Genomic DNA, 26,056 nt, shown 5'->3' with positions numbered 1-26,056 from the left:
TCAGTGAGAGGTGGCGTAGCGGCTGGCGGGACGCGGCAGACCCAGCCGCTCGCGAACCGTCGTGCCGGCGCGGGGCGCGGGACGCAGCGCGGGCAGCACCCGGGTGGTGAGCAGTTCGAGCGTCGACGCGAGGGCGAGCGGCCGCAGCACGACGCCGTCGACTCCGTGCTGTCGCAGTGGTGCACTTTCGGACGGCGGGGACTCCACAAGTGCACCACTGCGCAGCAGCTCGACGAGACCGTCCGGATCACCCAGGTACCGCAGCGAATCCGACGCGTACTCCGACCCCGCCCACTCGTCGAGGCGGACCAGGTCCGCGGCGGCGGCCGCCGTGTCGGCGGCGAGGAGCACGTCGACGTCCAGCAGGACCGTCACGGGTCGCCCTTCCGCGCGGGCGCGCACCTCCGCGGCGAGGGCGGCGGCGCTGCGCACGTCCGGGGCGGTGATCCGCACGATGTCGGCGCGGGCCGCGGCCAGCGCGAGGGACGGCTCGTCGCTCGCCGCGACCGCGACGACGGGCAGCCCCTGCGGTGACCGCGGTGTGATGGACGGACCCTTGACGGAGAAGTGCTCCCCGGTGAAGTCGATGTAGTGCAGCTTGTCGCGGTCGACGAAGCGTCCCGTCGCGAGGTCCCGGATCTCCGCGTCGTCCTCCCAACTGTCCCACAACCGCACCGCAACCTCGACGGCCTCGTCGGCCTCGGCCCACAGCGACGCGATGTCCTGGACGTCCTTGCGCCCGAACAGGGCCGCCTGGTCGTCGCCCGCGGACACGGCCACCTGCCAGCCGGCCCGACCGCGGGTGGTGTGGTCGAGGGACTGAATCGCCTTGGCCACGTGGAACGGTTCGGTGTGCGTGACGGTCGCGGTGGGGATCAGCCCGATCCGCGACGTCACGGCGGACAGGCGGGCGGCCACCCCGACCGCCTCGAGCCGGCCGCGCACGGTGCCGGGCGTGGTGGACACCCCGAAGGCGTCGGGCAGGAAGGCGAGGTCCGTACCCGCACGGTCGGCGGCGCCCACCAGGTCGGTCCAGTAGCCGCCGGTGAAGAGATCCTCGGCGCGGGAGTCGCCGCGTCGCCACGATGCGGGGTGCGCGCCGGTTCCGACGAACTCGATCCCCACCAGCACACCTGAACTATCGGACATGTCGAACCTTCCCGGGGATCGCATCGAGCAGCACCCTGGTGTACTCGTGTTGCGGACTGTCGAAAATATCTGCGGTGGAGCCGAATTCGACCACCTCACCGGCGCGCATCACGGCGACGTTGTCGCTGATCTGGCGAACCACCGCCAGGTCGTGCGAGATGAACAGGTAGCTCAGTCCCAGCTCGTCCTGCAGTTCGGTGAGCAGGTCCAGGATCTGCGCCTGCACCGACACGTCGAGTGCGGACACCGGCTCGTCGAGGACCAGCAGATCCGGTTGCAGTGCGAGGGCACGGGCGATCTCCACCCGCTGGCGCTGGCCACCCGACAGTTCCGCGGGTCGACGATCGAGGTGCGTCGCGGACAGCGCGACGTGGTCGAGCAGTTCCCCGACCCGGCGGACGCGTTCGCTCCTGGTCCCGATCCCGAAGGCTCCCAACGGTTCGGCGACGATGTCCCGGATCCGCAGCTTCGGATTCAGCGCGGCGTACGGATTCTGGTGCACGATCTGCACCCGGCGCCGCAGGGCCCGCAGGTCCCGGCCGCGCAGCCCGGTGATGTCCTCGCCGTCGAAGCGGACCGTCCCGGACGTGGCGGTCTCGAGCCGGATCGCGATCCGCGCGACCGTGGACTTCCCGGAGCCGGATTCGCCGACCAGCGACAGCGTCCGCCCGCGCGGCACCTCGAACGAGACGTTCCTGACCGCGTCGAGCGAGTGGCGTCGGTCCACCCGGAACGTCTTCGACACCGCGGACACGCTGAGCAGGGGTGCGGCCGCGCCTCGGTCGGGGCGCACGGGCCCGTCGGCGAGGCTGGGCGCCGCGGCGAGCAACGAGCGCGTGTACTCGTGCTGCGGGTCGTCCAGGACCTGCCGCGTCGGTCCCGCCTCCACGACCCGGCCCCGCTGCATGACCACGATGCGGTCCGCGCGATCGGCGGCGACACCGAGGTCGTGCGTGATGAGCAGGACCGCGGTGCCGCGTTCGGCGATGCGGGCGTCGAGATGGTCGAGGATGCGCCGCTGCACGGTGACGTCGAGGGCACTGGTGGGTTCGTCGGCGATGACGAGGTCGGGGTGGCAGGCCAGCGCGATGCCGATGAGCACACGCTGACGCTGTCCGCCGGACAGGTCCTGCGGGTACTGCCCGGCTCGCAGTTCCGGATTGTCGATGCCGGCTTCGTCGAGGATCCGCAGGGCCTCCACCTTCGCGGAGCGGCGGTCCGCGACGCCGTGGATGCGCAGCACCTCGGCGATCTGGTCGCCGATGCGGATCACCGGGTTCAGGGACGTCGTCGGGTCCTGCGGGACCAGCCCGATGCGGACTCCGCGTACCTTCTCGAAGGCCCGGTCGGAGAGGGTGTCGAGGCGCTGACCGTCGAACGTGACGGTGCCGCCGATGACGCGGCCGCTCCCGGAGAGCAGACCGATGATCGCGTGCGCGGTCGTCGACTTCCCGGAACCGGATTCGCCGACCACGGCGACCACTTCGCCGCGCGAGACGGTGAGGTCGACACCGTCGACGGCGGCGACCGGGTCGTTCGCGTCCCCGTAGGCGACGTGCAGACCACTGACCGTGAGCAACGGACCGTCGGAGGTGTGTGTGCTCATCGTCCGCTCCGACCTTCGATGGCGTGACCGACACGGTGCGCCGCGAGGACGACGGCGATGATGACGAGGCCGGGCAGCGTCGTCATCCACCACGCGGTCGCCAGGTAGTTGCGCCCCTCGGCGATCAGCGACCCCCACTCGGGTGTGGGTGGCACCGCGCCGAATCCGAGGAAGCTCAGCGACGACACCGCCAGCACGGCCATACCGAATTCGACTGCGGCCAGGGCGATCACCGGGGCGTAGGCGTTGCGCAGCACGTGCCGGTACAGGACGGTGAACCAGCGGACACCGGAGGCGAGGGCGGCCTCGACGTACAGTGCCCGCCGCACCCGCAGCACCTCCGAACGCATCACGCGGGCGAAGTTCGCGACCAGGCCGACTCCGACGGCGATCGCGACGTTGAGTGTGCCGAAGCCGAGTGCCGTCACCAGGGCCAGCGAGAGCAGCAGCGCGGGAATCGACAGCAGCACGTCGACGATGCGCATCAGGACCGCGTCGACCGATCCACCCGTCGCACCGGACAGCACGCCGACGATCGAGCCGGCGACCAGCGCGATGCCGACGGCGAGGAGCGTCGCGGTGAGCGAGAGCCCGGCCCCGTGCACGACCCGCGTGTACACGTCGCGGCCGATGTTGTCGGTGCCGAACCAGTGCGAGGCGCTCGGGCCCTGCAACTTCTCTGCGGGTACACCCTTCAGGGGATCGCCGGACGCGAACACCGACGGGAACAGCGCGAACCCGATCGCCACGAGCAGCACCACCGCGGAGAGTGCGATCACCCAGTTGCGGCGGAGCCCGCGGACAGCGGTACGCAGTGCCGCCGGACGACTCGGCGCGAGTACCGCGACGGCGCTCGTGGTCCCGAGCGGTTCCCGAATCAACGTGTCAGACATGTATCTTCGCCTCCGGTGTCTCGTCGAGGGACTCGACCTGCGGCCGGGTTCGGCCCTCCGACGTGGAGCGGTCAGGCCCCGGCGACGGTGCGTCCGCCGGGGTGGGGCCACGCGGGGCGCCGCGGCGCCCCGCGTCGACGATGCGCGGATCGATCAGTGGGTACAGCAGGTCGACGGTGAGGTTCACGAGCACGAACACCAGCGAGCTGAACACGACGATGCCCTGCACCACCGGGATGTCCTGCGCCATCACCGACGTCTGGGTCAGGCGTCCGAGCCCGGCGCGGGAGAACACCGTCTCCACGACGACGGACCCGGCGAGCAGGTTGCCCACGAGGACACCGGCGATGGTGAACGCGGGAATGCTGGACAGCCGCAGCGCGTGCCTCGTCTGGATCTGCCAGCGGGACGCCCCCTTGGCGCGGGCGGCTTCGATGAACGGCTGCCGCCAGGTTGTCTGGAGGCTGGCCGCCAACACCTGCGCGATGACCGCACCCGTGGGCAGAGCGAGGGTGATCGCGGGCAGCGCCAGGTGGGTCAGGCCCCCGTCACCGAACGCCGGAAACAGTTTGAGCCGGAAGGAGAACAGTTGCAGCAGAATCAGTCCCACCCAGAAGGTGGGGACAGCGACGCCGAGCGGCGGCAGCGAGAACAGCAGGCTGCGCAGCCAGGTCAGGCGCGTGTAGGTGGCGAGGAACGCGACCGTGGTGCCGAGCAGCACGGCGAGGACCAGCGCGGCGGACGCCAACGCCAGCGTGCCCGGCACCGCGGCCGCGATCGCATCCGTCACCGACTGACCGGTGACGAGGGAGGAGCCGAAGTCACCCCGAATCGCGCTGGTGAGGGCGTGCCAGTACTGCACCCACACCGGCTGATCCAGTCCGTACCGGGCCTGCAGCTGCTCGACCGCGGCCTGGTCGATCGTGGCTCCGCTGTTGACGGCCGAGTCGACGGCGATGCTGACCGGATCGGACGGCAGCAGGAACAGGACGACGAACGAGATAGTGAACGCCGCCCACAGCACGCCGAGCGCCTGCAGGATGCGCGATCCGAGGTAACGAGTCATCGGTTACTCGCTGAGCCAGGTGTCGAAGAACTGCAGACGAGCCGACGCCTCGAACTTCAAGTCCTGCACGGAGCTCGCGGCGCCGATGGCCTGGGAGAGCTCCACCGTCGGCAGGAACAGGCCGTTGTCCAGAATGAGGTTCTGAGCCTGGTCTAGCAGCGCACCGCGCGCAGCGGGATCCGTCGTCCGCAGCTGGTCGGCGAGCGCCTTGTCCAGATCCGGGATCGGACCACGGTTGTTCAGGTTGCGCCCGTCGATCCCGAACGAGGTCCGCAGGATGTCACCGTCGGCCCGAGTGCTGTTGTAGTACACGGCGTCGTAGTTCTTGTCCGACATCCGGGCCGTGAACTCGGCGTTCGACACGAGCGCGAGTTTCAGGTCGACACCGACCTCCCGCAGTTCCTGCTGGACGAGTTCGAGAATCGCCTGGTTGCCGGCGAACACGGCACTGAAGGTGACGGTGAAGCTCAGTGGCTGACCGGCCTTGGTCCGGATGCCGTCCGGACCCGGCACCCAACCGGCGTCGTCGAGGATCTTCTTCGCGGCGTCCGGGTCGTAGGTGACGTCCGCGAGCGGGGTGTAGTCGGGGGTGCGGGACGCGAGCGTCCCGGTGGCGGGCCGGAAGTCGGGGCCGAGCACCGTGTCGACCAGCTCCTGCCTGTTGATCGCCGGGATCACCGCGGCGCGCACGGCCGGGTCGGCGAGGACGCCGCGTGCGACGTTGGGCTGGAATCCGAACGGAATGCCGGGGTTCGGTGTGGTGAGGATACGGCCGCCTGCACCCTCGATCTGCGGTGCGTCCTGCGGCAGCGCGTCGGAGACCGCGTCCAGCTGACCGGACGCGAGAGAACCGCTGCGGACACCGGATTCGGGGACGATGGTGAATTCGATCCTGTCGAGGTAGGCCTCGCCGTCGTGCGCGAACACGTCGGAGCCCCACGCGTAGCCGGCGCGTTTGACGAGGGTCGCCGACTTGTCCTGGACGTAGCTCTCGTAGACGAACGGGCCGGTGCCGGCGAGGTCGCCCGCGCACCGCTGCTCCGCGGACTTCACGACGTCCTTGTCGGAGAGGAATCCGAGCTGGAGGGTGGAGGTGGCTTGCAGGAACTGGGAATTCGGTGCCGAGAACCCGATCTGCACGGTGCGCGGGTCGATGACGGTGGTGCCGGTGTAGCCGGACAGGTAGCTGCCGGCGAGCGCGGCCTTCGCCGGGGTCAGGGTGGTCAGGACGGCGTCGAAGTTCTTCTTCACGGAGTCGGCGGTGAAGGCGGTGCCGTCACTGAACGTCACCCCGTCGCGGAGGTGGAACGTGAACGACGTGGCGTCGGCGTTGACATCCCAGCTCTCGGCGAGCCACGGCTTCAGTTCACCGGTCTCGGGATCCTGGTCGGTGAGCGAGTCCACGATCTGCCGTGCCACGTAAATGGTCTGGTTGGAACCGGACTGGGCCGGGTCCGCGCACGTCGGGGCCTGGGACAGGCCGTAACGCAGGGTGCCGCCGGCCTGCGGAGTGCCGGCCTCCGACGACGTGTCGGACGTGCCCTCCGAGCCGCAGGCGGCCAGTCCGGCGGCCAGGGTCGCGGACGCGACGGCCGCGAGCGCTGCGCGGCGCCGCGACGCGGAGGAAGTAGACGAAAAGAACACCGGGGCTCCATGATCTCGACATGGCACCGGCAGCACCACTGGTGCTGCCGGTGCCGACAAAAGAAGAGGGGGGCGAAAGGAAATGGCCCGGCCTGTGGCCTGGACCGGTCAGCGCCGACAGAGGCCGGCGGAAACGCGACACAGGTCGACATGCAACCGCGCCCACGCGGTCACGAAGCCTTCAGCGGTCACGCACACTCCTCCATCGTTCCCGGCGGTAGCACCCGCACCCGCTTGGGCAGGGGGTTGCTGCGACGTCATCGAGCCGGGTCTCTCGGTCGCTCTGGATGGTCGTCGCCGACGTTAGTGCCCGCACCGCCCGCGACCCACCCTTTCCTTCATCACGATCGGAACCCTTCCCCCGGGTGCCGCAGTGGTCACTAGGCTCGGGTGATCCATGCCCGCGCCGCTCGGAGCACCGCGCGCAGCCGGGCCGCCCCTTCCCCGTACCCCACCGCGAGGCGCCACACATGACCATCCGGGTCGAATCCACGGTCGACACAACCCGATCCGCACGACACCTGTTCGAACCGTTGACCCTGCGTGACGTCACCTTCACGAACCGCATCTGGCTTTCTCCGATGTGTCAGTACTCGGCGGTCGACGGCGTCCCCGGCGACTGGCACCTCACCCACCTGGGTGCACGAGCAGCCGGCGGGTTCGGGCTGGTCGTCGCCGAGGCCACCGCGGTGACGCCGAACGGGCGGATCAGCCCGCAGGACACCGGGCTGTGGAACGACGAGCACACCCGCGCGTGGTCCCGGATCGTCGAATTCGTCCACGGCCGCGGCACCCGCGCCGGCATCCAACTCACCCACGCGGGACGCAAGGCATCCATCCACCGGCCCTGGGACGCCGCGCAGGGCAGTATCCCCGAAGCCGACGGCGGCTGGCCGGGGGTCGGCCCGGACGCGTCGCCCTTCCCCGGACTCGCGGCGCCCCGCGCACTGACCACCGGCGAGATCGCCGGAATCGTGGGCGCATTCGGCGAGTCCGCTCGCCGAGCCGACCAGGCCGGGTTCGACCTGCTCGAGATCCAGGCCGCGCACGGTTTCCTCATCCACTCGTTCCTGTCCCCACTGAGCAATCCCCGCACCGACATCTACGGTGGGTCCGCCGAGGGACGCGTCCGGCTGCTCGCGTCGATCGTCGAGGCGGTCCGGGTGTGGTGGCCCGCGAGCAAGCCGCTGTCGGTCCGTTTCTCCGCGACCGACTGGCTCGACGGCGGACTGACCCCCTCCGACATCGTCGCGATCGCCGAGCGGATCGTTCCGCTCGGCGTCGACCTGATCGACGTGTCCAGCGGCGGCCTGCTGCCCGCGGACATTCCGCTCGAACCGGGCTACCAGGTGCCGCTCGCGCAGCGGATCCGATCCGGCGCCGGGGTCCCGGTCGGCGCGGTCGGCCTGATCGACGACGCCCGGCACGCCGCCCGCATCCTCGACGACGGCAGCGCGGACGTCGTGTTCCTCGGTCGGGCGGCCCTGCGGGACCCGAACTGGCCGCTGCGCGCCGCGAAGGAACTCGACGTCGACGACCGCGAACGGCTGTGGCAGCCGCAGACCGCCCGCGGCGACTGGAGTTGAACTCCTCGACGCCCCCGGTCACCTCTGCGCCAACTCATCTCGTCTGCCAACTCCTCTCGGGACGTGAACTCATGACACGACAACCGGCCGCCGTCCGCACCGGCGTCGACGCGTCCGCCGACGCGTCCGGGTCCGATCCGGGTGACGGGCCACGGGTGGTTCCCACCGCCGGCCACTTCGGCGCGTATCTCGCGGAAACCGACGGCGTCACGGTGCGCGGGCTGCGACCCAACCCGATCGACGAGGATCCGTCGGGGATCGGACTGGGTGTGCCGTCGACCCTGTCGTCACCGGCGCGGCTGACCGAGCCGCTGGTCCGGCGCGGCTATCTCGAGCACGGGCCGGGCGACACCCGGCGGGGGCTCGGCAGGCGCGGTGACGACGTCTACGTGCCGGTCGACTGGGACACCGCGACCGGACTGGTCGCCCGGGAACTGGAGCGCGTCCGCGCCGAACACGGCAACGAGGCGATCTACGGCGGGTCGTACGGTTGGGGATCGGCCGGCCGGTTCCACCATCCGCAGTCGCAGATCCATCGCTTCCTCAACATGATCGGCGGCTGCACCGCCTCCCGGGAGTCGTACTCGTCGGCGGCGATGCAGGTGATCCTGCGCCGCGTCGCCGGTGGATACCGCGCGGCGCTCGCGTCCAATCCCACCTGGGAGGAGGTCGCCGAACACCGATCGCTGGTGGTCGCGTTCGGCGGGGTGGCAGCGCGCAACGCCCAGGTGAACGCCGGCGGGATCGGGGCACACCGGAATGTGCTGGCGCAGCGGCAGGCCCGCGCCGCCGGTGCGGAGTTCGTCTCGCTGTCACCGCTTCTCGGCGACACCGACGCCGCGCTCGACGCCGAGTGGCTGCCGATCGTGCCGGGGTCCGACGTCGCCGTCATGCTGGCCCTCGCTCACAGCATCGTCGAAGCGGGCGCGCACGACACCGCGTTCCTGGACCGCTGCACGGTCGGCTGGGCCGAGTTCGAGGCGTACCTGCTCGGCCGCCACGACGGCGTCGCCAAGTCCGCCGAGTGGGCGGCACCACTCAGCGGACTGGAGGCGCGGCAGATCCGCGACCTCGCCCGGCGAACCATCGGACGCCGCACCGTCTTCACCACGTCGTACTCGCTGCAACGCGCCGACCACGGTGAACAGCCGGTGTGGGCCGCACTCGCCCTCGCCGCGCTCACCGGCAACCTGGGGCTGCCCGGTGGCGGGTTCGGCGCCGCGCTCGGCGCTCTCCACGAACTCGGGCAACCCCGCAACGGTTTCCGTCCCGCCGCGTTCGACCAGGGTGAGTCGTCGATCTGGTCGGTGATACCGGTCGCGCGGATCGCGGACATGCTGCTCGGCCCCGGCACCGAGTACCACTACGACGGCGAGCGACTCCGCTACCCCGACATCCGGTTGGTGTACTGGGCGGGCGGCAATCCGTTCCACCACCACCAGGACCTCAATCGTCTGGTCGAGGCGTGGCAGCGCCCCGAAACCGTCATCGTGCACGAGCATTTCGCGAACTCGCTGTCGCGTCACGCGGACATCGTGCTGCCCGCCGCGACCTGGCTCGAACGCAACGATTTCGCGGCCGGCACCGATTCGCACCTCGCGGCGATCGTCAAGGCGGCCGAGCCTCCCGTCGGAGTGCGCACCGACCACGACATCTTCGCCGCCGTCGCCCGGCACATGGATTTCGAGGAGGAGTTCACCGAATCCCGCACCGCGGACGAATGGGTCGTCGAACTGTACGACCGCACCCGCAAGCGGGTGGCCGACGCGGGCGGATCCCTGCCGGACTGGAACGACTTCGTTTCCGCCGGCGTGATCCCCGCCCCGGCGATCCCCCTGCCCCCTCCCCCGTACCGCGCCCTGCGGGCAGATCCTCGAGCGCATCCGTTGGACACGCCCTCCGGGAAGATCGAGATCCACTCCGCCACCATCGCCGGCTTCGGGTACGACGACTGCCCCGGACATCCCACCTGGATTCCCCCGCACGAGTGGGCCGGTTCCCCCCTCACCCAACACTTTCCACTGCACATGCTGTCCGGGCAACCGGAAAGACGACTGCATTCCCAGTTCGACAACGGTTCGTACTCGAGGGAAGGCAAGGTCGGCGGACGCGAACCCGTCCTGCTGCACCCCGACGACGCGGCGGCGCGATCGATCCGGGACGGCGACATCGTGCGGGTCTTCAACGACCGCGGCCAGACCCTGGCCGGGGCGGTGGTCACCGATCAGATCCGACACGGGGTGGTCAGACTCGCCACCGGCGCCTGGTACGACCCGATCACCCCGGGCGGCCTGGACGTGCACGGCAACCCGAACGTCCTGACCCCGGACCGCGGCACCTCGAAACTCGCGCAGGGACCGAGCGCGCACTCCACTCTGGTGGAGATCGAACGGTTCGACGGCCCCGTTCCCCCGGTCACGGTGTTCGGTCCGATGCCGACGTGACACACCAGCGTCGAGTCGAGCGTGATCGCCGTCGGCACCATAGTCTTGCGAAGTGGCCACCGAGAACAAGTCCGTGACTTCGCGTTCCGAGACCGGGCGCCGCCTGTCGTATCTCGCGTTCGCCGCGATCGTCGTCGTGTACCTGGTGATCATCCAACTCGGTGGCCGACTCGTCGGCGGCTGGAGCAACGAGGACGACATCCTGACCACCCGTGGCGTCCTGTTCACGATGGTGATTCCCCTCGGGCTCGCACTGGCGTTCACCTACGGAGTGGTCGCGGCGCTGGGGTGGTGGCGTCCGGTGATCCGCGACGACCGTCCCGTCAACCGCTGGGTGTGGCTGGTGCCCATCGCGTTCCTCGTCGCGATCCTCGTCGGCATCGACTACAGCGCCCTCGGCGAGAAGGGGTGGCCGTTCGTCGTCACTCTTTTCGTCGCCACCCAGTTCGTCGGCTGGGGCGAGGAAGGCATGTTCCGCGGCATCGGCGTGACGACGCTGCGACAGCACGGCCTCCGCGAAGGCCAGGTCGCCCTGTGGTCCAGCGTCATCTTCGGCGCGGTTCACCTGACGAACGTATTCGGGCATGGCGCATCCGCGATCCCGCAAGCGGTCCTCGTCAGCCTCGCAGGCTACTTCTTCTACCTCACCCGACGCGTCTCCGGAAACAACGCGGTGAACTCCGTGCTGCACGGACTCTTCGACTTCACACTGCTCAGCGGCAGCGCAATCCTCCTGGACCAAGGCGCCTACCTCGGAGTGTTCGCACCCATCCTGGTCTACCCCGTGCTCGCCGTCGTCCTGCTCGTCAAACGCCGGGACATCGAGCCCCGACACCCGGACGACAGTAGTTCGTGGAGTACCTGACTGTCCGGCTCGTCGAGAGCGCCGGTCTCCGGGTTGGCGCCATGCCACAGCTCGCTTCGCGGGTTCACGTATCCCGGCGAGTCGATCAGTCGCCACCACTGGACCAGCGGATGACTGCGTCGTCCGGTGACCGCGGCGGCGTCACGCCATCGGACGAACCGGCCGTCGTCGACCGGATGCAGCACGCGCACATACACCTCGGACGGACGAGTCGAGGAGCGTCGTGAATCCCGCTGCCGCGCACCTGAACACCTCGGGTGCGCGGCGGCGGGTCGACGCCCGGTGAGGAGCGACAACGGTCACCCGGACGGTACCGACCTACCCGACGGTGACGGGGTTCGCCGGAATCGGCAGGCCCAGGTTGTCACGCAATGTCGAGCCGGTGTACTCGCTGCGCAGGACGCCGCGGTCCTGCAGGTGCGGTACGACCAGGTCGACGAACTCGTCGAGGCCGGTGGGTACCAGGTGCGAGCCGATGATGAAGCCGTCGGAACCGTCGTTCTGGACGAAGGTGTCGATCTGCTCGGCGACCTGCGCCGCGGTGCCGACGATCGGGCCCCGCTCGAACTGGTCGGCGACGGTCTCCCGCAACGTGAGCTTCTTCGCCTCCGACACGGCCCGGAGTTTCGCGACGGTCTCGAAGCGGTCCTGGTACGTGAAGGCGCGGCCCTGGATGATCGGCGGCGCCTGCGGGTCGGGTTCGATGTCGGGGATCGGGCCCTCCGGGTCGTACGCGGACAGGTCGCGGTTCCACAGCTGCTCGAGCAGGATCAGTGCGGTCTGTCCGGTGACCTGCTGGTCGCGAATCGCGAGGTACTTCTCGCGGGCGTCGGCTTCGCTGTCGCCGAGCACGAAGCTGGCGGACGGCAGGATCTTCAGGTCCTCCGGGTTGCGTCCGGCGGCAACCGCCCGGGCCTTGACGTCCCGGTAGTACTCGGCCGCCTCGGGCAGCTTGCCGTACGGGGAGAAGATCGCGTCGGCGTTCGCGGCGGCGAAGTCCCGGCCCTGGGGCGACACTCCGGCCTGCAGGAGCACCGGCCGGCCCTGCGGGCTCCGCGGTACGGTGAACCGGCCGCCGATGTCGAACTGGCTGCCGTGGAACTCGAACGCCCCGGCGTCGGGCCGGTTCAGGAACCGGCCGCTGTCCCGGTCGGCGACGATGTCGTCGTCGCGCCACGAATCCCACAGCTGCCGAACGGCTTCGACGGCTTCTTCCGCGCGCACGTACCGCTGCGAGTGCGGCAGGAATCCGCCGCGGCGAAAGTTCCGACCGGTGAACTCGTCGAACGAGGTGACGACGTTCCAGGCGGCGCGCCCGTCGGAGAGTTGGTCGAGGGTTGCGAACTGACGTGCCAACTCGTAGGGCTCGTTGAACGTCGCGTTGATGGTGCCTGCGAGGCCGAGGTGTTCGGTGACTGCGGCGAGCGACGCGAGCACCGTGAAGGTGTCCGGGCGGCCGATGATGTCCTGGTCGAAGATCCGCCCCGCCCGTTCACGCAGGGCGAGACCTTCGGCGAGGAAGAAGAAGTCGAACTTGCCGCGTTCAGCGGTGCGGGCGGTGTGTTCGAACGAGTCGAACGCGATCTGGCTGCCCGCCTCGGGGTGCCACCAGGCGGTGTGGTGGTTGACACCGCCCAGGTAGGCGCCGAGGATGACCTGCTTCTTGGGTGTGCTCATGGGTCCTTCTCTCCGGGGGATCAGACTGCGAGGCTCAGGCCGCGGGGGTCCCGTAGCGGCTGGGGATGTCGGCGGGCAGGCCCAGCAGCCCGCGCAGCGACGTCTCCGGGTACTCGGTGCGGAACAGCCCGCGGCGCTGCAGTTCCGGTACCAGTGCGGTGGCCACGGCGTCGAGGTCGTCCACGGCGACACCGGGACGCAGCCGGAACCCGTCGAAGCCCTGCCACGACTCCAGCAGGTCCGCCAGTTCGGTGGCGGAGCCGGTGAACACGGTCGCGTCCGAGACCAGTTCACGGCCCGCGAGGTCGTCGAGGCGACGAAGCCGGTCAGCGCCGGACTCGCCCGCCGTGTCGAGGAAGACGAGGACGTCGGCGTACACGCGAAGCGGCTCCCCGCTGCGTCCGACGCGATCGGCCGCCGACGCGACCTCGGACAGCACGGTCGGACCGTCGTTCTCGGTCGGCGTCACGAACACCAGGTCCGCGGCGCGCGCCGCGAGTTCGTAGGCGATGTCCCGGTGGGCCAGCGCGGTGACCACCGGCTGCCCCTGCGGCGACCGCGGGGTGATCGACGGTCCGCGCACGCTGAAGAACCGTCCTTCGAAGTCGACGTAGTGCAGCTTGTCGCGGTCGATGAACCTGCGGGTTTCCACGTCACGGATCTCCGCGTCGTCCTCCCAGCTGTCCCACAGCCGGCGCACGACCTCGGCGACGTCGGCGGCCTCGTCGAACAGGTCGACGGCGAATTCGGGGAGTTCGCCTTTCGCGAGCGCCTGCCGGTCCCTCGTGTCCAGGCCCGGGACGTCACGGCGCCCGAAGTGCGCGGCCTCCCGCGTCGACGACGAGACCTTGACCTGCCAACCTGCGCGTCCGTGCGACGTGTGGTCCAGGGTCGCCAACGCCTTCGACACGTGGAACGGTTCGGTGTGCGTGGTCGTGATCGTCGGGATCAGACCGAGATGCTGTGTCCTGGGCGCGAGGCGAGCGGCGATCAGATGCGCGTCGAGTCGCGCCCGCACCCGGTCCACCGCATCCGGGTCCTCCGCGACGTACGGGTTGCCGGGCACCGCCAGGCTGTCCTCGATGGTGACGAAGTCGAGTAGCCCACGCTGCGCGGTCGCGGCCAGGTCGGTCCAGTACGTACCCGAGAAGAGTTCGTGGGGCCGAGAATTCGGCTCGCGCCAGGCGGCCGGGTGCCAGCCGGCACCGTCGAGCGCGACACCGAGGTGGACAGGGCGGGGCGTGGACATCGGGGGAACTCCTGTGAGGTTTGGGGCCGAACCGGGCCGGAACCGGGAGGCCGGAGCGGGACGAGCTGGAGCGGGGAGGGACAGTGCGGGGAGGGTGGAGCGTAGGTGAGTGCTACACCGCGAACTTCCGGTCACGGTCGGTGCGGCGCACGACGTTCGGGGCGAGGCCGAGGTTCTCGCGCAATGTGGTTCCCGCGTACTCGGTCGGGTAGATCCCGCGGTCCTGGAGTTCGGGGATCAGGCGGTCCACGATCTCGTCGAGTCCGTCGGGAAACGCGGTGGGGGTCAGGTTCAGTCCGTCGATTGCGCCGGCGTGCACGTACTCGGCGAGCCGGTCGGCGACCGCGGCCGGGGTGCCGACGAAACCCGCGCCGGGCGCGAGGTGGCGGACCAGCTGCCGCACCGTGAATCCCCGCTCGCGGGACAGTTCGCGCCACTGCTGCGCGATGTGCTGCGGCCGGTCGCGACTGTTCATCACGCCGTGGCTGCGGCTCTGCTTCACGATCGTCGGCGGCTCGTCGGGCAGCGGCCCGTCCAGGTCGAGGTCGGACAGGTCCCGGCCCCAGACCTTTTCGACGACGGCGCGGGTCCGCCGATCCGTCCACACCTGTCCGCGGAACCAGTCGTGGCGTTCCCGCGCATCGGACGGTGTGTCGCCGAGGACGATGGAGGTCGCCGGGAAGATGCGCAGGTCGTCGGCGGGGCGGCCGGCCTTGACCAGTCGCCGGCCGAGGTCCGTCGCGTAGTCGAGGGCGGCGTCGAAGTCGAGGTAGCGGGAGAAGATGCCCTCCGCGTATCGGGCGGCGAAGTCGCGTCCCTCGTCGGATTCGCCGGCCTGGAAGAACACGGGCTGCCCCTGGGGGCTGCGCGGCCACTCCGGCCGTGCCGTGATCCGGTAGTGGGTGTCGAACCACTCGACCGCCTGCACCGGCGACTGCGGGGTCGACTCCGGCCACGCGTCCCACAGCGCCTGCACGACGTCCACGTGTTCGGTTGCGTGCGTGTAGCGTTCGGAGTGCGGAAGGTAGCCGCCCTTGCGGAAGTTGGCACCGGTCCAGGCGCTGTCGGTGGTCACGATGTTCCATCCGGCGCGGCCTCCGGACAGCACGTCGAGTGTCGCGATCCGCCGCGCCAGGTCGTACGGTTCGAAGTACGTGGTGTTCAGCGTCGCGACGAGACCGATGTGGTCGGTGCGGGCGGCGAGGTGCGCGAACAGCACGAGCGCGTCGGGTCGCCCGGTGATCGCGTCGGTGGTGAGGACACCGAGATGCTCACGCAGTCGCAGACTCTCGCCGAAGAACACCGCGCTGAACAGTCCCCGCTCCGCGCTCCGGACGAGGTGGGTGAGGGCGTCGAAATCGTAGTAGATGTCGGCTCGCGGCTGCTGTGACCACACGTAGTCGGGGGCGAACGGGAAGAAGAGATTGAAGTGCAGTCGCTGTCCACGCTGCGCGGGTCCGCCGCGTGAGCGGTCACCGGACGGGTTGTCAACTGGCACTGTGTCTCCCTCCGGCCGCGCGGGCGGCGGCGAACACGTTGGCGGGGCGGGTCAGTCCGAGGGTCCGGCGCAGTGACGACGCCGGCTGGGGCACGACGAGACGCCGCTGCCTGCGCAGTTCCGGCAGGATGTCGCGTTCGAGAATCGGCAGGTCCGTGGCGAGCACCGCGGGGTGCAGCCGCACACCGTCGACCCCTCCGATCACGTCGGTGAGCACGGTGAGCAGACCGTCGACGGACCCGGTGTACCGCAGGCGGTCGGTCAGCGGCCACGGGGAGTGCGTGTCGAGTTCGGCGAGTCGCTGTGTCGCCCTCTCGTGTTCGGTGTCGAAGAGCACCTCGATCTCCGCCAGCACCCGGTGCTCGCGACTCCCGCTCGCCCGGTGTGCGGCCTCGGCGCGCGCCGCGATCTCCGCGGTGGTCGGTCCGTCGACGAGATGCACGTCGACCAGGTCGGGGGACACCGCTGCCGGGTATCCGGCCACGTCGAAGGGCGCGAACACGACGAGCTGTCCCTGCGGCGGCCGCGGAGTGATGGACGGTCCCTTGACGGAGAACAGGTCGCCGTCGAAGTCCGCGTAGTGCAGTCGGTGCGGATCCAGGAAGTGCCCGGTGTCGGGGTCGGCGACGAAAACGCCGTCCTCCCAGGTGTCCCAGAGCCGGCGGACGGCGGCGATCACCTCGTCGTTCTCGCGCCGCAGACCGTCGGGCCCGGTGACCTGCGGGACGCCGTATGCGGCGGTCCGCGCGGCACTGTCCGCGGTCTCCGCGATCCATCCGGTGCGCCCGTGGGAGGCGAAATCGGCGCTGGCCAACTGGTTCGCGAGGTGGAACGGTTCGGCGTGCACGGCACCAACGGCAGGCACCAGACCGATCACCTCGGTGACGGCGGCGGCGAACGCGGCGACCTCGACCGGGTCGAGTCGCCCCCGGATCGTCGGATGGCCGGCGCGGGTGGTCGGATCCGCGAATGTCGCGATCGTGAATCCGGCGCGTTCGACGCGGCGGACGAGGTCGACGACGGAGGGGACGTCGCTCGGTGCGACGTCCCCGAACCGCCAGGACGCGGGATGCGCTCCGGTTCCGTCGAGTTCGACGGCGACCGCGAGGGAGGTTGACGTTACGGGCACGGGTGGTTCCACCGCCTGGACACGACACCGGTGGCACCGCGTGTTCGCGATGCCACCGGGTGGGGAGAAACGTTGATGTCGGCTCACTTCCATCGTTTCCCGGCGGTAGCACCGTCTCCCGCGGGGCGCGGGGGGTTGCTGCGACGTCGTCGATCCGGGTCTCTCGGTCGCTCTGGATGGTCGATGCCGACGTTAGTGACCACCCGACGGACGGAACACCCTTTCCCTCAACGCGATCGAAACCCTCGCTGCCCGCGCCGTCCCGCGTCGTGTCATCTCTCGGTACCCCGATGGCTCACCGCGTCGCGCATCCGGTCGAGCAGCCCGGTGACGGGGGCACATCAGCGCTCTCGTGGTGCGAGGTCTCGGGTGGCCGGTCCCTCGAGCACACGGCCGTCGGCCGCGAAGCGGGAGCCGTGCAGCGGGCAGTCCCAGGACTGCTCCGCGTCGTTCCACCGCACCACGCCTCCGAGGTGTGTGCAGACCGCCGAGACCCGCCGCTGGTGGCCGTCCACCGTGGACACGGCTTCCGGAGCGCCCAGACACGGCCGCACGTGCCCGTCGCCGTTCCCCGGAGTGCCGTGCCACGGTTGGAGGAGCGGGCGGATCCAGCCGGCCGCGAGCTCGACGGCGACCTCCCCGTTCAGCTTCGCCGCGTTCACCGCTCCGGCGAGAAGTCGCGGGTTCCACGCGTCGTAGGCACCGGCCCATTCCATGTGCCCGCCGAGGGCCCCACCGGCCAGGGACAGTGCCGCGGCCACCGCGTTGGTCATCCCCCACTTGTCGTATCCGGTGGCGACGAGGACGCGGTGTTCGCGGGGTAGCAGCGGCCCGACGTACGGCAGTTCGTCGACCGGATGGTAGTCCTGTGCGGACCAGCTGTGGGTGAGGTGGGCTCCGGGGAAGTGCCGGGACGTCCAGGCGACGAGGTCGTCGACCCGCAGCCGCGTCGACCCGCCGCGCCCGACGACGTGACCGTTTCCTCCGACCAGCAGACGGGTACCGTCGACCGTCGGCACGGACCGCAGCGATCGCGTGGGCGATTCCACCGACAGGTACATCCCGCGCGGGACGTTGTCGAGGTTGTCGAATGCCGCCGAGTACGACCGCATCGGATGCAGGCGGGCGAAGAATCCGCCGCGATCGAGGATCGGCACTCCGGTCGCCAGGACCACCCGTCGGGCCTCGAGAGGCCCGTGGTCGGTGTCGACCCGCAGCGTCTCCCCCGACGAGTGAACCGACCGGACGCGGACCCCTTCGACGACGGTTCCGCCGCGTTCGCGGAGGTCGAACACGAGCGCCACCAGCAGGTCCAGCGGGTCGACCTGCGCCTGGTCCTCGAGCGCGACGGCACCCGCGACCCGGTACGGCAGTTCCGACCCGTCGCTCCACTCCAGGTCTAGGCCCGCGGCGGTGCCGGCGTCGAACTCCCGCCGCAACGTGTCCATCCCGGATCCGGAAAGGGCGTAGCTGTATGCGGTTTCACGTTGAACGGGGACGCCACGGTCCGCGCAGTACCGGAGCAGCCACTGCTGTCCCTCGCGATTTGCCTCCACGTAGGCCCTGGCGAGGCCTGCGGAGTGCTTGCCGCGGATCCGTGAGAGCTTCGTGCCGTGCAGGAGCGAGACCTTCGCCGTCGTGTTACCGGTGGTCGCTGCTCCGACATGCCGCGCTTCGAGCACCGTGACGGACTCGCCAGCGCGCCGGAACAGCAGCCCCGTCGTCAACCCAGTCAGCCCTGCCCCGACGACGAGGGTGTCGACCCGGGCGCCGGGGCGCCACGCGTCGGTCGTCGGATGCTCCGTCCGGTCGAGCCACAACGACACCATGGGCGCGGGGTGCCCGGCCGTAGCGTGCCGGAAACCCGGTCAGGCGACCGGCAGGTCCGCACGGTGAGGAACCGCTGCTCGCAGCGCCGGTGCCACCTCGGCCTGGAACAGTTCCAGGCTCGCCCGATGCTCGGCGGTCGAGAGCCCGCCGCGGTCGGCGGTCAGGTGCATGACCTCGTGGCCGAGACGGTCGTGGTAGCGCAGCACCTTGTCGACGATCTGCTGCGGACTGCCGATCAGGGCGGAGCTGCGGTCGACGAAGTCCTCGATCGACTCGAACACGACCGGCAGTCCGGTTTCGCGGGCGAAGCCCAGTCGCTGCTCGAACAGGGGCCGGTAGCGTTCCACCGCCTCCTGTGACGTGCGGGCGACGTACATCGCGGCGGTGCCTGCCCCGACGCGGGCGTCCGCCGGATCGTGCCCGTACGCCTCCCACCGCTGCCGGTAGTGGTCGATCAGCTCGGCGTACGGGTCGATCGGATGGGTGACGTTCGCCGAGAACACCGGATCGCCGTACTTCGCTGCGAGATCGACGGAGTCGCGGCTGGTGGCGCTGCCGTGCCAGATCGTCAATCGCGGCTGCAGCGGGCGCGGCACGGTCACCGCATCGACCAGCGACGGCCGGAACTGCGCGTCCCAGGTGACGGTCTCGTTCTCCCACAGGGCCCGGAACAGCTCGTAGCCTTCACGATTGCGGTCCCACTGATCCTGCGTTGTGACGTGGAAGAGGTCCGCCTGCGCGGTGCCGTTACCCTTCCCGATCATCAGCTGCAGGCGTCCACCCGACAGGTTGTCCAGCGTCGAGTAGTCCTCGAACGCGCGAACAGGGTCGAGCAGACTCAGCGTCGTCACGCCGGTCCACAGTTCGAGCGTGCTGGTCCGGGCGGCGATGTTGCCGAGCACCACCGGCGGCGCCGAGGAGAGGAACGGCCGCTCGTGACGTTCCCCCACGGCGAACCCCTCGAACCCGAGTTGCTCCGCGAGCACGGCGGTGTCGACGACCTCCCTCAGCCGGGTGGCCGGGTCGAGCCACTCACCCGTCACGGGATCGGGATGGTGGATGATCAGACTCAGGAGCAGAAACTTCACGCGGAGTGGGCCTTTCGGGCTCGACGGTCGGCACTCGGACAGTACTGTCCCTCACCACACAGCTCCGGTCACCCATTGGGTTCGACGTGATTTTTTTCGGGTCGAGGTGACTCGAACTGCCCGCGGCGACCACCGTGACCACCACCTCGCGGGTTGGAACCGACTCACCTGCGTCCGGGCACGGACAATGGCTGCATGGCGAACACCGACGAGCAGACACCCGGCTGGACGTACCTGATGGACATGGACGGGGTTCTCGTGCACGAGGAGCACCTGATTCCCGGCGCGGACAGGTTCCTCGCGGAACTGCAGGAGTCCGGCACCCCGTTCATCGTCCTCACCAACAACTCGATCCGCACACCGCGTGACCTGCGCGCCCGACTCCTCAAGTCCGGGCTCGACATCCCGGAGCGCTCGATCTGGACGTCGGCGCTGGCCACCGCGACGTTCCTACGCAACCAGCGTCCCGAGGGCACCGCGTACGTCGTCGGCGAATCCGGACTGACCACCGCCCTGCACGACATCGGGTACGTGCTGACCGACAACGACCCCGACTACGTGGTGCTCGGCGAGACCCGCACCTACTCGTTCGAGGCGATCACCACGGCGATCCGCCTGGTCGAGCGTGGCGCCCGCTTCATCGCCACCAACCCGGACGCCACCGGCCCGTCCCGCGACGGTTCGCTGCCGGCGACAGGTTCGGTGGCGGCGCTGATCACCCGGGCGACGGGTCGTGAGCCCTACTACGTCGGCAAGCCGAACCCGCTGATGATGCGCTCGGCGCTGCGGGCGATCGGGGCGCACTCGGAGCACACGCTGATGATCGGGGACCGGATGGACACCGATGTGGTCTCCGGGCTCGAGGCGGGGCTGCAGACGATCCTGGTGCTCACCGGCATCTCGACCCGGGAGAGTGTCGAGGCATTCCCCTACCGACCGACGGTGGTGCTCGATTCCGTCGCCGATCTCGTCGGCCGCACCGCCGACCCCTTCGCCTGAACCGCGACACCCGAACTCGCCAACTCTGATCACCCAGTCGTCGTCGTTAGCTATGCTGCGGTCACCGCAGCGACACGACGCGAAGGGCGGACATGGGGACCGAGACGAAGGTCGGACTGCACTACGGCGGAACCGACATCTCCATGCCACTGATCGACTTCGCGCACGCCGCGGAGCAACGCGGATTCGAGTCGGTGTTCGTGCCCGAGCACTCCCACATACCCAGCGCCGGAACCGCCTACCCCGGCGCCGGTGGTGTGCCGGAACGCTACTACCGACTGTGGGATCCCCTCGTGGGCCTGACCTTCGTCGCGGCGACGACGGGTCTGGTCGTCGGGACGTCCGTGGCACTGCCCGGCGGCCACGATCCGATCTCCTATGCCAAAGCCGTGGCCACGCTGGACGTCATGTCTCGAGGCCGGTTCGTGCTCGGGGTCGGATTCGGTTGGAACGACGCCGAATTCGAAGACCACGGCTTCGACGCCCGCGACAGACGGTCCGTCGTCGAGGAGAAGATCGCACTGATGAAGAGCCTGTGGGCGGAGGAAGAGTCGTCGTACGACGGGAAGCACGTCCGGCTGTCGCCCAGCTGGGTCTGGCCGAAACCCGTCCAGCGCCCGCATCCGCCGATCCTGTTGGGCGTTCGAGCCGGTCGGATCGGATTCCGCAGGATCGCACGATGGGCGGACGGCTGGATGCCCATGTCACCCGATCTCGTCGACACGTACGAGGACGATCTGAAACAACTCGCCGTCGAATTCGAGCGAGCGGGCCGCGACCCCGCCGACATCCAGGTGACCGCTCGACAGGCACTTCGCCCGGACCTCGGGGCCGTCCTCGACAGGTACCGAGAGATGAACGTCCCCCGCGTCCTCGTCGACGTGCCCAGCGCCACCGAGGACGTTGTGCTGCCGATCCTCGACGAGATCGCGGCGCATCTGGACTGAGTCGTGTCGCCGGCACAGGGGGCACCGGAGGTCGTCGGCACAGGGGTCGTCGGCACCGGATGTCGTCCGCACAGGATGCGAACGAGTCGAACTACGAGTGACGGGTGGGATATGAAACCGGGAAACGTGACTGTCGTCGTCGGAGGTGCGATCGAGGTCGGTCGGGCGATATCCCTGCGCGCCGCGGTCCCGGGGGCGACGGTTGTCGTGGTCGACAGCGCGGCCGAACAGGTGGACCGGGTGTGCGAGGAGGTCCGGAGCCAGGGTGCCGACGCGATCGCCGTCACCGCTGCGCTCGACGACATCGACCGACTCGCGCTCGTTTCCGACCGACTCGCCGGTCTCGACCGCTGCGACCTGCTGGTCAACGCCCAGTTGGTGGCGAACGTGTCCACGGTCGAGGATCTCGAGATCGAGACCTTCGACCCGGAGTCTTCGCGCGAATCTGACGGGCCCGCTGGTTGTGGCCAAGGCACTGTTTCCGCTGCTCCGGAAGACCGAGGGCGCCAGCATCGTCAATGTCGGATCGATCGACGGGATCCAGGCGAATCCGTCGGTCGTCGGGTACTCGGTCGCCAAGGGCGGTCTGCGGACCCTGACGCACGTTCTGGCACACGAATTCGGCCGGTCCGGGGTCCGGGTGAACTACGTCGCGCGATGCGGCTCGACCCTGACTGCCGGGACCACCTCGTCCGACGTCCGCCGGGCGGAGCTGACCCCGCTGGGACGGATGGGCACCCCGGAGGAGACGGTGGCGGCGGTGGCCTTCCTGGCATCACCGGAGGCGTCGTTCGTCAACGGAACGACCCTCACCGTGGACGGCGGCAGGACCGTCGTCACACCCGGGTGTCCGTAGCCACGACGGTGCTCGGCAGGCCACGACAGCGCTGCGCCGCTCGAACTCCTCCCCGCAGGTCCCCGATTGTCACACCGGCTCGCTCGGCGACAGCCGATGCGACATCAGGGAACCACGGCGGAAGGTGGCGTCAGCGCAGCGCCTGGGCGAGGTCCTCGAGCAGATCCTCGGGATCCTCCAGACCGACGGAGAGCCGCACGACGCCGTCGGACAGGCCGATCGCGGCGCGCCCCTCGGGTCCCATCGCGCGGTGCGTGGTGGTCGCCGGGTGGGTGATCAACGTCTTGGAGTCGCCGAGGTTGTTGGAGATGTCGACGACGCGCAGCTTGTTGAGCAGCTCGAACGCCTTCTTCTTGCCCTCGCCCTCGGCCGAGTCCAGTTCGAAGGTGACGACGGTGCCGCCGCCGCTCATCTGGGAGGTGGCCAACTCGTGCTGGGGATGCGACTCGAGGAAGGGGTACTTGACCCAGCGCACCGAATCGTCGGCCTCGAGGAACCGCGCGATCCGCAGGGCGCTGTCGACGGAGTGCGCCACCCGCAACGGCATCGTCTCGAGCCCCTTGAGCAGGGTGTGCGCGTTGAACGGGCTCAGTGCCGGGCCGGTGTGCCGGATCAGCTGCTGCACCGGCCCGTCGATGTAGTCCTGCGGACCGAGGATGGCGCCGCCGAGGACGCGGCCCTGACCGTCGATGTGCTTGGTGCCCGAGTACACGATCACGTCGGCACCGAGGTCGAGGCTGCGTTGCAGCAGCGGGGTGGCGAAGACGTTGTCCAGCACCACCTTCGCGCCCGCGGCGTGCGCCATCTCGGACACCTTGCGGACGTCGACGAGGGTCTGCATCGGGTTCGACGGGGTCTCGAAGAACACAGCCGTGGTCGGCACCGACAGGGCCTGCTCCCACTGGTCGAGGTCCTCGCCGTCGACGAACACCGTCTCGACACCCCAGCGCGGCAGGATCTCGTTGCACACCACGAAGCAGGAACCGAACAGGCTCCGCGCCGCGACGAGGCGATCGCCCTTGCCGAGCAGGGCGCCAAGCGCGGTGAACACCGCCGACATGCCGGACGCGGTGGCGTAGCAGCCCTCCGCGCCGTCGAGCAGCCGCAGCCGCTCCTCGAACATCTTCACGGTCGGGTTGCCGTAGCGGGAGTAGACGAAGTGGTCGATCTCGCCGGTGAACGCCTGCTCGGCCGCCTCGGCGGATTCGTACACGAACCCGGAGTTGAGGTAGATCGCCTCGGACGTCTCCTCGAAGCCGGAGCGCATCAGTCCGCCGCGGACGCCGAGGGTGGCCGGGCGGATCGAGTCGGGCAGGGCCTTGGAGAAGGCGCCGCCGCTGGGAATGTTGCTCACGACTGCCTCCACGCGAGTCCGACGGCACGCCATCCGGCGCCGCCACGATGACCGTCACTGTCGAGACCGCCCTCGAACCCGTCGAGGACGTTGTAGGACGGGGTGATGCCGGCGGCCGTCGCGGCCTCGGCGGCACCGATCGAGCGCTGACCCGACCGACACAGGAAGATGACCTCGGCGCCGTCGCCGCCGGCGATCCCGGCCGCCTGCAGCTGGTCGACGAACGCGGTGTTGCGGTCGCCGGAGTACGACACCCACTCGATCGTGTGCAGTTCGCGATCGAGTTCGGAGATGTCGGGAACACCGACGAAACGCCATTCGGCATCGGTGCGGACATCGACCAGGACGGCCTGGGGATGCTCGCGTAGCAGGTCCCATGCCTGCTGGGGGGTGAGGTCACCGGCGTAGCTCATGGGCACAGTTTTTCACAACCTCCCGGGGTGCCTCACGCCGCCGCGGTGCCGCGAACCCGTCAAGGGTTCGGATCGGTGTGATCGCAATGGTGGCGGTCGACCGCGGGTGCCCGAATCATCGAGGCCACAAACGCGGATTGTGCCCCCTCAAGGCGAGATGCCCTAGCGGACTCCCCCACGGGGGCGGAGGATCGAGGAGGGTCCGGCACAGGCCGCTCCACACAAGTTAGGTACGGCTCAGTAAACTGGGGACGCGCCGCACGTCGCAGTCCGGTCGCTGGTCGCTCCAGCCACTGTCACTACGGCCCGGCCCGAGGAACCCGAAACGTCCGTCCGCTAGCCGCAAAGGTAGTTCGTTCGAGATGACTGACCAGAATCGTCCGCTCCGGATCGCCATCGTCGGTGCCGGCCCGGCCGGCATCTACGCCGCCGACGCCCTCATGAAGTCCGACACCGCCGCCGGCCGCGGTGTCAGCATCGACCTCTTCGAGCGCATGCCCGCCCCGTTCGGACTCATCCGCTACGGCGTCGCCCCCGACCATCCGCGCATCAAGGGCATCATCACCGCCCTGCACAAGGTCCTCGACAAGCCGCAGGTCCGCCTGCTCGGCAACCTCGACTACGGCACCGACATCACCCTCGACGACCTGCGCGCCTTCTACGACGCGGTGATCTTCTCCACCGGCGCCAACGCCGACCGTGCCCTGGACATCCCCGGCATCGACCTCGACGGCAGCTACGGCGCCGCCGACTTCGTCTCCTGGTACGACGGCCACCCCGACGTCCCGCGCGAGTGGCCCCTGCACGCCGAGAAGGTCGCGGTCCTCGGCGTCGGCAACGTCGCCCTCGACATCGCCCGCGTCCTCGCCAAGACCGGCGACGAGCTGCTCCCGACCGAGATCCCCGCGAACGTCTACGAGGGACTCAAGGCCAACAAGGCCGTCGAGGTGCACGTCTTCGGCCGCCGCGGCCCCGCGCAGGCCAAGTTCACCCCGCTCGAGCTGCGTGAACTCGACCACTCCCCGACCATCGAGGTCATCGTCGACCCCGAGGACATCGACTACGACGAGGGCTCGGAGCAGGCGCGCCGCAACTCCAAGCAGGTCGACATGGTCGCCAACACCCTGCAGGACTGGGCCATCCGCGACGTCGGAAACCGCCCGCACAAGCTGTTCCTGCACTTCTTCGAGTCCCCCACCGAGGTCCTCGGCGAGGACGGCAAGGTCGTCGGCCTGCGCACCGAGCGCACCGAGCTGGACGGCACCGGCAACGTCCGCGGCACCGGCAAGTTCAACGACTGGGACGTGCAGGCCGTCTACCGCGCCGTCGGCTACCTGTCGCAGAACATCGCCACGCTGCCGTTCGACGACCAGGCCGGCACCGTCCCCAACGAGGCCGGACGTGTCATCGGCGACGACGGCAAGCACATCGACGCCACCTACGTCACCGGCTGGATCAAGCGTGGACCCGTCGGCCTGATCGGCCACACCAAGGGCGACGCCAACGAGACCGTCGCGAACCTGCTCGCCGACGCCCCGAACTTCGCCGGCGCGACGTCCCCCGACGAGAACGCGATCATCGAGTTCCTCGAGTCCAAGAGCCTGCCCTACACCACCTGGGACGGCTGGTACCGGCTCGACGCCCACGAGCGCAGCCTCGGCGAACCGCACGGCCGCGAGCGCATCAAGGTCGTCGAGCGCGAGGACATGCTCCGCGCGTCCCAGCAGTAGGTTCCGCGCAGCATTTCATCTGACGAGCGTGGC

General features: G+C 69.6%; 20 protein-coding genes, 1 pseudogene and 1 riboswitch. Of the genes and pseudogenes, 7 read left to right on the top strand and 14 right to left on the bottom strand.

Annotated elements, in window-relative coordinates; all coding sequences use genetic code 11:
• The 6 genes from ACFYVR_RS08080 to ACFYVR_RS08055 all read right to left on the bottom strand — a co-directional run bounded on the left by ACFYVR_RS08080 (position 1) and on the right by ACFYVR_RS08055 (position 6,532).
• The gene (locus tag ACFYVR_RS08080; protein ID WP_387471492.1) at positions 1-1,149 is read right to left on the bottom strand and encodes an LLM class flavin-dependent oxidoreductase; all 1,149 of its coding nucleotides are present in this window, start codon (positions 1,147-1,149) and stop codon (positions 1-3) included.
• Complete coding sequence (locus ACFYVR_RS08075; RefSeq protein WP_387471490.1) at positions 1,139-2,755, bottom strand: dipeptide ABC transporter ATP-binding protein; 1,617 nt, start codon at positions 2,753-2,755, stop codon at positions 1,139-1,141. The genes ACFYVR_RS08080 and ACFYVR_RS08075 overlap by 11 nt, the downstream gene beginning before the upstream one ends.
• Positions 2,752-3,648 (bottom strand): ABC transporter permease, encoded by an 897-nt coding sequence (locus ACFYVR_RS08070; protein WP_387471488.1) that lies wholly within the window; start codon positions 3,646-3,648, stop codon positions 2,752-2,754. Before ACFYVR_RS08070 ends, ACFYVR_RS08075 begins: the two co-directional genes overlap by 4 nt.
• Positions 3,641-4,714, bottom strand: coding sequence for an ABC transporter permease (locus ACFYVR_RS08065; protein WP_387471486.1), 1,074 nt, complete (start codon positions 4,712-4,714; stop codon positions 3,641-3,643). The genes ACFYVR_RS08070 and ACFYVR_RS08065 overlap by 8 nt, the downstream gene beginning before the upstream one ends.
• Before the next feature lie 3 nt (positions 4,715-4,717).
• A complete protein-coding gene (locus ACFYVR_RS08060) occupies positions 4,718-6,358 on the bottom strand; it encodes an ABC transporter substrate-binding protein (protein ID WP_387471484.1) in 1,641 nt (546 codons plus the stop codon).
• Positions 6,359-6,466: 108 nt separating this feature from the next.
• A complete protein-coding gene (locus tag ACFYVR_RS08055; RefSeq protein ID WP_387472010.1) occupies positions 6,467-6,532 on the bottom strand; it encodes a putative leader peptide in 66 nt (21 codons plus the stop codon).
• Between the two features lie 25 nt (positions 6,533-6,557).
• A riboswitch (SAM riboswitch) is annotated at positions 6,558-6,652 on the bottom strand.
• 176 nt (positions 6,653-6,828) lie between these two features.
• Between ACFYVR_RS08055 and ACFYVR_RS08050 the strand changes: the two genes are divergently transcribed.
• The 3 genes from ACFYVR_RS08050 (at position 6,829) to ACFYVR_RS08040 (ending at position 11,253) form a co-directional block, all read left to right on the top strand.
• Positions 6,829-7,944, top strand: a complete 1,116-nt coding sequence (locus tag ACFYVR_RS08050) for an NADH:flavin oxidoreductase/NADH oxidase (RefSeq protein ID WP_387471482.1) — start codon at positions 6,829-6,831, stop codon at positions 7,942-7,944.
• Positions 7,945-8,015: 71 nt separating this feature from the next.
• The gene (locus tag ACFYVR_RS08045; protein WP_387471480.1) at positions 8,016-10,388 is read left to right on the top strand and encodes a molybdopterin-dependent oxidoreductase; all 2,373 of its coding nucleotides are present in this window, start codon (positions 8,016-8,018) and stop codon (positions 10,386-10,388) included.
• 52 nt (positions 10,389-10,440) lie between these two features.
• Entirely contained in the window at positions 10,441-11,253 is an 813-nt protein-coding gene (locus ACFYVR_RS08040) for a type II CAAX prenyl endopeptidase Rce1 family protein (protein ID WP_387471478.1), read from the top strand.
• Positions 11,254-11,571: 318 nt separating this feature from the next.
• Here the strand turns inward: ACFYVR_RS08040 and ACFYVR_RS08035 are convergent, their stop codons facing one another.
• From ACFYVR_RS08035 to ACFYVR_RS08010, 6 genes are all read right to left on the bottom strand, one after another.
• On the bottom strand, positions 11,572-12,930 hold the full coding sequence (locus tag ACFYVR_RS08035; RefSeq protein WP_387471476.1) for an NtaA/DmoA family FMN-dependent monooxygenase: 1,359 nt from the start codon (positions 12,928-12,930) through the stop codon (positions 11,572-11,574).
• A gap of 34 nt (positions 12,931-12,964) precedes the next feature.
• A complete protein-coding gene (locus ACFYVR_RS08030) occupies positions 12,965-14,179 on the bottom strand; it encodes an LLM class flavin-dependent oxidoreductase (protein WP_387471474.1) in 1,215 nt (404 codons plus the stop codon).
• A gap of 112 nt (positions 14,180-14,291) precedes the next feature.
• Positions 14,292-15,677: an NtaA/DmoA family FMN-dependent monooxygenase gene (locus ACFYVR_RS08025; protein WP_387471472.1), complete on the bottom strand. Its 1,386-nt coding sequence runs from the start codon at positions 15,675-15,677 to the stop codon at positions 14,292-14,294.
• Complete coding sequence (locus ACFYVR_RS08020) at positions 15,667-16,806, bottom strand: LLM class flavin-dependent oxidoreductase (RefSeq protein ID WP_387471470.1); 1,140 nt, start codon at positions 16,804-16,806, stop codon at positions 15,667-15,669. The genes ACFYVR_RS08025 and ACFYVR_RS08020 overlap by 11 nt, the downstream gene beginning before the upstream one ends.
• 341 nt (positions 16,807-17,147) lie before the next feature.
• Positions 17,148-18,635 (bottom strand): FAD-dependent oxidoreductase, encoded by a 1,488-nt coding sequence (locus ACFYVR_RS08015; RefSeq protein WP_387471468.1) that lies wholly within the window; start codon positions 18,633-18,635, stop codon positions 17,148-17,150.
• A gap of 39 nt (positions 18,636-18,674) precedes the next feature.
• Positions 18,675-19,724 (bottom strand): LLM class flavin-dependent oxidoreductase, encoded by a 1,050-nt coding sequence (locus ACFYVR_RS08010; protein ID WP_387471466.1) that lies wholly within the window; start codon positions 19,722-19,724, stop codon positions 18,675-18,677.
• A 195-nt stretch (positions 19,725-19,919) separates the two neighbouring features.
• Here ACFYVR_RS08010 and ACFYVR_RS08005 point away from each other — a divergent pair, with 195 nt between their 5' ends.
• From ACFYVR_RS08005 to ACFYVR_RS07995, 3 genes and pseudogenes are all read left to right on the top strand, one after another.
• Positions 19,920-20,723, top strand: coding sequence for an HAD-IIA family hydrolase (locus tag ACFYVR_RS08005; RefSeq protein WP_387471464.1), 804 nt, complete (start codon positions 19,920-19,922; stop codon positions 20,721-20,723).
• A 92-nt stretch (positions 20,724-20,815) separates the two neighbouring features.
• Positions 20,816-21,670, top strand: a complete 855-nt coding sequence (locus ACFYVR_RS08000) for an LLM class F420-dependent oxidoreductase (RefSeq protein WP_387471462.1) — start codon at positions 20,816-20,818, stop codon at positions 21,668-21,670.
• 75 nt (positions 21,671-21,745) lie between these two features.
• Positions 21,746-22,526, top strand: a pseudogene (locus tag ACFYVR_RS07995) (SDR family NAD(P)-dependent oxidoreductase).
• A 130-nt stretch (positions 22,527-22,656) separates the two neighbouring features.
• Here ACFYVR_RS07995 and ACFYVR_RS07990 read toward each other — a convergent pair.
• Entirely contained in the window at positions 22,657-23,880 is a 1,224-nt protein-coding gene (locus tag ACFYVR_RS07990; RefSeq protein WP_387471460.1) for an O-succinylhomoserine sulfhydrylase, read from the bottom strand.
• The gene (locus ACFYVR_RS07985; RefSeq protein ID WP_387471458.1) at positions 23,877-24,293 is read right to left on the bottom strand and encodes a rhodanese-like domain-containing protein; all 417 of its coding nucleotides are present in this window, start codon (positions 24,291-24,293) and stop codon (positions 23,877-23,879) included. Before ACFYVR_RS07985 ends, ACFYVR_RS07990 begins: the two co-directional genes overlap by 4 nt.
• A gap of 362 nt (positions 24,294-24,655) precedes the next feature.
• Here ACFYVR_RS07985 and ACFYVR_RS07980 point away from each other — a divergent pair, with 362 nt between their 5' ends.
• A complete protein-coding gene (locus ACFYVR_RS07980) occupies positions 24,656-26,023 on the top strand; it encodes an FAD-dependent oxidoreductase (RefSeq protein ID WP_387471456.1) in 1,368 nt (455 codons plus the stop codon).
• Positions 26,024-26,056: the final 33 nt, after the last annotated feature.

It is taken from the genome of Rhodococcus sp. NPDC003318 (assembly GCF_042879035.1).
Lineage (GTDB): Bacteria > Actinomycetota > Actinomycetes > Mycobacteriales > Mycobacteriaceae > Rhodococcus_G.
Note: the sequence above shows the minus strand (reverse complement) of the source record. Positions and strands in the feature narration are given on the sequence as shown.

Excerpts from the sequence above, each read along its gene's own strand:
- ACFYVR_RS08035 (WP_387471476.1), bottom strand. The coding sequence starts at position 12,930 with ATGAGCACACCCAAGAAGCAGGTCATCCTCGGCGCCTACCTGGGCGGT.
- ACFYVR_RS08005 (WP_387471464.1), top strand. The coding sequence starts at position 19,920 with ATGGCGAACACCGACGAGCAGACACCCGGCTGGACGTACCTGATGGAC.
- ACFYVR_RS08050 (WP_387471482.1), top strand. The coding sequence starts at position 6,829 with ATGACCATCCGGGTCGAATCCACGGTCGACACAACCCGATCCGCACGA.
- ACFYVR_RS08015 (WP_387471468.1), bottom strand. The coding sequence starts at position 18,635 with ATGGTGTCGTTGTGGCTCGACCGGACGGAGCATCCGACGACCGACGCG.
- ACFYVR_RS07985 (WP_387471458.1), bottom strand. The coding sequence starts at position 24,293 with ATGAGCTACGCCGGTGACCTCACCCCCCAGCAGGCATGGGACCTGCTA.
- ACFYVR_RS08000 (WP_387471462.1), top strand. The coding sequence starts at position 20,816 with ATGGGGACCGAGACGAAGGTCGGACTGCACTACGGCGGAACCGACATC.
- ACFYVR_RS08080 (WP_387471492.1), bottom strand. The coding sequence starts at position 1,149 with ATGTCCGATAGTTCAGGTGTGCTGGTGGGGATCGAGTTCGTCGGAACC.
- ACFYVR_RS07980 (WP_387471456.1), top strand. The coding sequence starts at position 24,656 with ATGACTGACCAGAATCGTCCGCTCCGGATCGCCATCGTCGGTGCCGGC.
- ACFYVR_RS08045 (WP_387471480.1), top strand. The coding sequence starts at position 8,016 with ATGACACGACAACCGGCCGCCGTCCGCACCGGCGTCGACGCGTCCGCC.
- ACFYVR_RS08030 (WP_387471474.1), bottom strand. The coding sequence starts at position 14,179 with ATGTCCACGCCCCGCCCTGTCCACCTCGGTGTCGCGCTCGACGGTGCC.
- ACFYVR_RS08075 (WP_387471490.1), bottom strand. The coding sequence starts at position 2,755 with ATGAGCACACACACCTCCGACGGTCCGTTGCTCACGGTCAGTGGTCTG.
- ACFYVR_RS08070 (WP_387471488.1), bottom strand. The coding sequence starts at position 3,648 with ATGTCTGACACGTTGATTCGGGAACCGCTCGGGACCACGAGCGCCGTC.
- ACFYVR_RS08065 (WP_387471486.1), bottom strand. The coding sequence starts at position 4,714 with ATGACTCGTTACCTCGGATCGCGCATCCTGCAGGCGCTCGGCGTGCTG.